Genomic DNA, 6378 nt, shown 5'->3' with positions numbered 1-6378 from the left:
CTCGAAAAGACAGAACAACTAGGATACAATTGTTGTACGGATACCCAAACTATGATTCATACTGCATTCGTTTAGATTTGAAACATAAAGGTCAAGGATTCGTTCATTATAACAACAAATCCCCAAGCGGTGTTAATTCGTATTTTTTTAGCCAAAATAGACTCCAATCAATTATTCATGAATATCCGGAAGCAAAAGATTTTTTTATCAAATACGGGAATCTCTATGCGCTTAAGGAGCCAAATGGATTATCTTTTTCAAAGAGCAAGAAAAAGCTTTTTGAATCAATAATGAAAGATAATGAACATTTCAAAGCCTTTTATAATGATTATTCTGAAAGTGATATTATTGAGTTCTCAGAATTGGTTGCAAAGCTACTACCATCTTGTTGTTTTACAACCATTGATACTGAAGAAATATTTGCTACAATGTGTTTTCAATACTCCAAGTTAATGACTTATATTCTTTTGGTGGGAGTATATTCAATAACGAATAATCACAAACTTCTACAAAAGCTATTAAACAGAATCGCCGAGAAAGCAGCAAAAATAAGTTTGATATCTGAAAATGAAATCAAAAAGTATAACACTGTAGTCGGAGCTTACTGTATTATGGAAGAAATAATAGAACAGCTCCCTTTCCCTAGAATATGACAACAATTTTTTCTATAAATCCTACTAAGGCAAAAAATATCTTTCAAACATTTCATTCCTTGTTTTCGTTTTCTCTACGCTCAAAAATCGCCGACACCGCGCAAACGCTCTTGGTCGGGTACTTGCTCTGCTTTTCCCAACAAATCGCACACAGGGCGATACTCGGCGAAACAGGGGCGAAAAACTGTTTGTCATCAAAAGAGTTGCAGCCCCGTATTCAAGAGCTGCGTTTTAGGTTATTCTTCCGTGTGCAGTGCTTCTACGATCAACCTTACGCCCAATTGGAAGCCGTTAATAAAGCTCTCACATTCGTTCAGACAATTCAGCTCAGTAACGGCGTCCTTGAATTTGCCGAACAATTCCTGCTCGTTTTCATTCATGGTTGCTTTGAGCGCAGCGTCATGCCTGAGCACCAGCTTAGCGAGCCTGTCGCTCTCACTGTCCTTCTTGATATCACGCTCGAACGGATGGACATTGCCGTAGTACAGCTCTCTAATCGTATCCATATCGGTACCTCCTTTAGCACAACAGGATACCACAGAAATCCGGAAAGTCCAGTCTTTTTCAGAACTATTTCTACGTGAAATTGTTGGTAGCGGTTAGGAAAAATGACTTGACTACTCCTTCCGATTCGAGTACAATAAAATCAGAGAGGAAGTCGCGTCAATGACTGCATTAGAAATAGCTAAACGCAGGCGCGCCGAAAAAACCGCCTATGCGATCAACAGCATTGAGGGCGTTCCTGTCTCCGAAGAAACAAGGCGTATGTCCTCGCAGTGGGACAACGGTGAAATTACGCTTGAACAAATCAAAGCGGAGCTGATCAAGAAATACAAGGCTTTATCTTTGATTAGGCATCGCAATTTTTGACATGAAGAGCATCTGCTGTGTGCTATTTTTCTTTTACAGAATAACCAATAGCATCAAAAGAGCATCAAAACTCTGCCGATGCTTTTTCAATACCGAAAGAATGGCTCAAAAACGGCTTGTTTAACACGTTTTTGAGCCTTTTCCATCGCCTCCAAAACCGCGTGCCGAGGGTTCAAGTCCTTCTGCCCCTGCCATTAGAAAAACTCCCGAAAACGGCTTAAACAAGCCATTTTCGGGAGTTTTTGTTTTCTCTTATTCGCACGGCGCGCGGTCTGAAAATGCCCTTTTGATGCTTTAAATGAGCATCAATTTGTGCGTCCGGCGGCAACAAATCCAACGTTTCCGTCGGGTATAGCATCAAAAGAGCAGCAATTTTCTGCGGGTTTTAGACGTTATTATTCGCAGTTTTCTCGAAAGAATCACTCCGCAACACCCTATCAGGTGCTGCGGAGTTTTGCGTTATCTTTGATTAGCGTCGCAATTTTTGACTCTAATTTTATGAAAATGAAAACTGTACTAAGCGAAAACCTCAAAATAATTATATCAAATTCAGTAAATGCCAGATTTTACAAATACAATCAATAAATAGGCAAGTAATCTAAAATCTGCTCATTAAGTGATTTCCTGACACTTCTCCAATTTGGCATAAAAGAATCCATTTTAGCTATAAATGCTGAGTCATGGTTCTTTTCTTCAAGGTGAATTAATTCGTGAAGTATAACATACTCAAGACACTCATATGTCTTTTTTGCCAACTGAAGATTAATCCATATCTTTCGTGTTTTAATGTTACAGGTTCCCCACTTTGTAGACATATTTTTAATCTGCCACGATGAAGGATGAAGTCCGGTAATGCCTTCCCACTTAGGTAATGCTTTCTCAATCTCGACTTTTAAAATCTCGCGGTACCATTCGTTAACATATCTCTCACGCTGTTCTGCGGTACTTTCTCTATGGACGGTGAGGATTGCTTTATCTCCATCAAGAATCAGCGAATTGCATTTGTTGCTGTAATTCACCAAAAGGTAATACTGGATTCCCCAAACATAGAAAGCCTCTCCAGACACATATTCCCTTTTTGTTTGGCGAGGTTGTGCATCAAATTCTTCTCTCTGCCGTTTTATCCAACCGATTCGAGTGCGTACAAACATCTCAATACTCTCATCACGCATAGTCAATGGTGCAGAAACCTCTACTCGTCCATCGGGGGGCTTTACATAGAGATGCAAGTTTTTGATTGGTTTTTTAATGACATTAACATCTATGTCATTTATGGTAATCAGCATTAGTATTCCTCTTGTTCAACAATTATTTTAAATATACGTTCAACTTCATTTTTGTCTTTAAGAATCTTATATAACTCTCGTTTTATTTGTTTTTCTTTTACAGGATTATTACGGAATCCATCCATTCTGGAACGAAGAACAGCCTCATGGAGTTCGACAGCTAAGTCAACACTATATCCAGTGTTATCATATAAAGCCCTCAACGCAGCGCTATGCCGTACCGTTTCCGGGTAATCCTCATTTTCTTCAGGCTTGGTAACATTACGCGCCAAATCAATATACTTTTGGAGAAGTTCAGTATAATCTATAACACCCTGTCTGCGTTCTTGAATCAGCTGATCAAGAATAGCAGACATTTTTTCATAGTACTTTGGATTGACCAATTGTCTTTCAACTATCTTCTTGCGAACGTTTTTCTCAATTGTTTCTGCGGCACTCTCCTGCTTTCTGCTGTCAGAATTATCACCCGCCAGTTTTTCACGTTGGTCGAGAATAAAATCCAATAGCGTGAAGTCGTCGAAGTCCCCTATTTTTTCCGCTCCTTCAGAAACGATGTAGTTATCGATCAGAAACCGCATATCAGGTTCATAAGCCTTGAGATCAATGAAATCGCCGCTGGCGCGACCAATTTGAGCTTTTAGCGCCACATAGAAGTTGACTTCCTTATCAAGCTTCTCCTGCTGCTCGTGAGAATATTCCAATTCAGACATTACGGGTTTAAATTCAGAATAGGCACGAATAAGCGCATTAACCAATCGATACAGCTTTTCACGCAGTCTTGTATATAATTCATCATCATCGATATCGATGCCGTTTTCACCGCAGAAATATTGTTGATAAGCAAGTTCATCTTTGGGAGTCGGTACACCGTCGCAAAGTGAATCAAGCTCATCAAGAATCATTTCAAAACGAGCTTTAGCCTCTTCCTTGCGATCTTTAAGGAGACCCTCAACATCTTCTTCGGCATATCCTTCAAAGGCACCTGCAGTGTATTTGTTCATAGCGTCGGTCAATGCACCAAACAACTGTCGGTAATCAACGATATAACCAAAATCCTTGGTTTCACCGTCAAGTCGGTTAACGCGACAGATTGCTTGGAACAATCCCTGATCCTGCATTCTCTTATCAATATACAGATAGGTGCATGGAGGAGCGTCAAATCCTGTCAGCAACTTATCAACCACAATCAGGAGTTTCATATTGTTTGGCTCTTCGATGAACTTTTCTTTTGCTTTCTTCTCGAATTCTTCAACCTTTTTGGCAATACCTGCCGTGTCGCCCGAATCCAGGTCAATGCCGAGCATTGTCAGATAAATGCGGTATTTCTCAAAAGCGTCAGTCTCATCCTCATCGCTGACTGTTTCGGTGCGCAGATCACCGATGTTCGGCTCGTAGGAAGAGATCACAGCGCACTTTTTGAAATTCAGCCTCTGGAAAACCTCATAGTATTTGCAGGCGCTGAGAATACCGTCCGCTACAAGGATCGCGTTACCCGTTCCGTCTGCAAGGCGGGCTTTGGTGCCGAAATCACCAACGATATCCAAAGCGATTTTCTCCAAGCGCGAACCGGAGCTATATACCGATTGCATGGTTCCCCACGCTTGCTTTAAGCGGGCTTTGGCGCGAGGCATCAAGCCACGTGTCTTGGCATCAAACCATGTGTCGATGGCAGTCTGTGACATGATCTTTTGCGCAACATCTCTATATTCATACCGCAGGTCAAGGATAACACCGTCATCGATGCCTTTGTTGAATTTATAGGTATGGATAAAACGTCCGAATACTTCGATACTGGTCGCTTTATTCTTTTTCAGTAGTGGTGTATCTGTAAAACCAATAAGTATTGCATTGGGCATGATGGTTTTCATGGCAAGGTGCAGCTTGCCAGACTGCGTGCGGTGACATTCGTCTACAAAAACATAAATTTCATCTTTTGCACTGAACCCGGCAGGGAGTGACGCTTTCAGTTCTTCTATGTATCTGTCGTAATCCTTTTCAGTCGCTTCACCACCACGCTTGCCAAATTTATGGATCAGTGAACACAGCAGTCTGTCCTCGTGAGAATTCAGCCTGTTCAGCAAATCCTTTCCGCTTTTTGTACGGATGATCTTTTCATTAACGCCCTTATAGTTCTTTTCAATCTGCTCATCCAACTCATCGCGGTCGGTAACGACCAGCACACGGGCTTTCGGATTATGTGACAGCAGCCACTTTGACAGCCATATCATCGTAAGCGTTTTACCGCCGCCTTGTGTATGCCAAATAATACCGCCTTTTCCTGTTGCGAGGCGCTTTTGGGCGCGTCTGATACCATAATACTGGTTATAGCGACAAACCTTCTTCTGCCCTTTATCAAAGATAATATAGTCATGTATCAACAACAGAAAACGCGTCTTGTTATACATCGCATACAAGGAGCGGTCGAGGAGGTTACGGATGTCGGCGCATTTTTCTTCAATACGCAGATCAAGATTGTGACGTTCCTCAGGATACTGTTTGAAGCCGTCATTTTTCCATTCCAGATAGTATTTTTCTTTTGTTCTGATAGTGCCGTAGCGCAAGCCTTCGCTGTCGTTGCCCGCCATGCAGAATTGAATGGTTGTAAAGAAAGGCTCAATGAACATGCCGCGCTGATTGGTCAGGTTCTGACGGATACCGTTGGATACGGAAACAGTGCTCTTTTTCAGCTCGATCACCGCAACGGCAATGCCGTTGATATAGATAACCAAATCGGGACGCTTCTCATTGTTTTCGACGATAGTGACTTCTTCTGCGATCTCAAAGAGATTATTCCCCGGGGTATCCCAGTCGATGAAGTAGACAGTGGTCTGGTTTTCATCAACGGTTTCTCTGACCTGTGCACCGTATTTCAACAGTTGGTAGACCTCTCGGTTACCGGCAAACAGACCGTCCTGAAGGTTTGTCGCTGCTTTGATGAGTTCATCAACAGCGCGGACAGCAAGCCCTTCTGTATAGCCGTGTTCAGTCAGCCATGCGGTAAGCTTAACTTTGTCGATATTGGTATTTTCATTATCCCTCAGACTACCGATATAATTGTATTTCAGCTCGGTCTGAAAAAATTCGATCACTCTCTTTTGCGTCGCAGATTCGGGCTTACCTACTCTGTCCATTACGCGCCCTCCTTTTCTGTCAGTCTGATATGTCCGCTCAGCAGCTCGCTCATCATGCCCTGTTTGAGACAGCGGTATTTGGTGAGCTTCTTTTCCAATTCGTCGATCTCATTATCCATGTCGGATAATATGGATACAATGGCTTCTTGTTCTTCACGTTTTGGTAAAACTACTTTTATTTTCGAAATATCAGTTGTAGTTATTCCCTTAATCGACGTTCCTTGACTACCGCTTTTTTCTTTCATGATTCTTGAAAGGTAATATGCTAAAAATACAGGATCATGATATTTAGGTATAAGATTCGTAAAATCTTGACTGGTACATATTTCAGTATTAGCAATTGCAACCTTACCTATTCCTACGCGCGAAACTAAAAGAATGCAATTTGCTGGACATAACTTTGTCGAAGAATGGATTAGAGCTTCTCGACTAATATAC

At 41.7% G+C, this 6378-nt stretch carries 6 protein-coding genes; 2 read left to right on the top strand and 4 right to left on the bottom strand.

What is annotated here, in order from left to right:
* A partial coding sequence (locus JKK62_RS12415) for a hypothetical protein (RefSeq protein ID WP_207752188.1) occupies positions 1-653 on the top strand: 653 nt, incomplete at its 5' end.
* Positions 654-889: 236 nt separating this feature from the next.
* Here JKK62_RS12415 and JKK62_RS12410 read toward each other — a convergent pair.
* The gene (locus JKK62_RS12410) at positions 890-1159 is read right to left on the bottom strand and encodes a DUF6809 family protein (protein WP_092970491.1); all 270 of its coding nucleotides are present in this window, start codon (positions 1157-1159) and stop codon (positions 890-892) included.
* A gap of 160 nt (positions 1160-1319) precedes the next feature.
* Here JKK62_RS12410 and JKK62_RS12405 point away from each other — a divergent pair, with 160 nt between their 5' ends.
* Positions 1320-1523 carry an antitoxin VbhA family protein gene (locus tag JKK62_RS12405; RefSeq protein WP_201428147.1) on the top strand — a complete coding sequence of 68 codons (204 nt, stop codon included), beginning with the start codon at positions 1320-1322 and terminating at the stop codon, positions 1521-1523.
* A gap of 578 nt (positions 1524-2101) precedes the next feature.
* On the opposite strand, the gene JKK62_RS12400 is transcribed toward JKK62_RS12405, so the two are convergent.
* The 3 genes from JKK62_RS12400 to JKK62_RS12390 form a co-directional block, all read right to left on the bottom strand.
* The gene (locus tag JKK62_RS12400) at positions 2102-2809 is read right to left on the bottom strand and encodes a M48 family metallopeptidase (protein ID WP_201428146.1); all 708 of its coding nucleotides are present in this window, start codon (positions 2807-2809) and stop codon (positions 2102-2104) included.
* Positions 2809-5940, bottom strand: coding sequence for a type I restriction endonuclease subunit R (locus tag JKK62_RS12395; RefSeq protein ID WP_201428145.1), 3132 nt, complete (start codon positions 5938-5940; stop codon positions 2809-2811). The genes JKK62_RS12400 and JKK62_RS12395 overlap by 1 nt, the downstream gene beginning before the upstream one ends.
* On the bottom strand, positions 5940-6378 hold a 439-nt coding region (locus JKK62_RS12390), incomplete at its 5' end, for a restriction endonuclease subunit S (protein ID WP_201428144.1). The genes JKK62_RS12390 and JKK62_RS12395, both read right to left, overlap by 1 nt.

This window comes from Ruminococcus difficilis (assembly GCF_016680995.1).
Note: the sequence above shows the minus strand (reverse complement) of the source record. Positions and strands in the feature narration are given on the sequence as shown.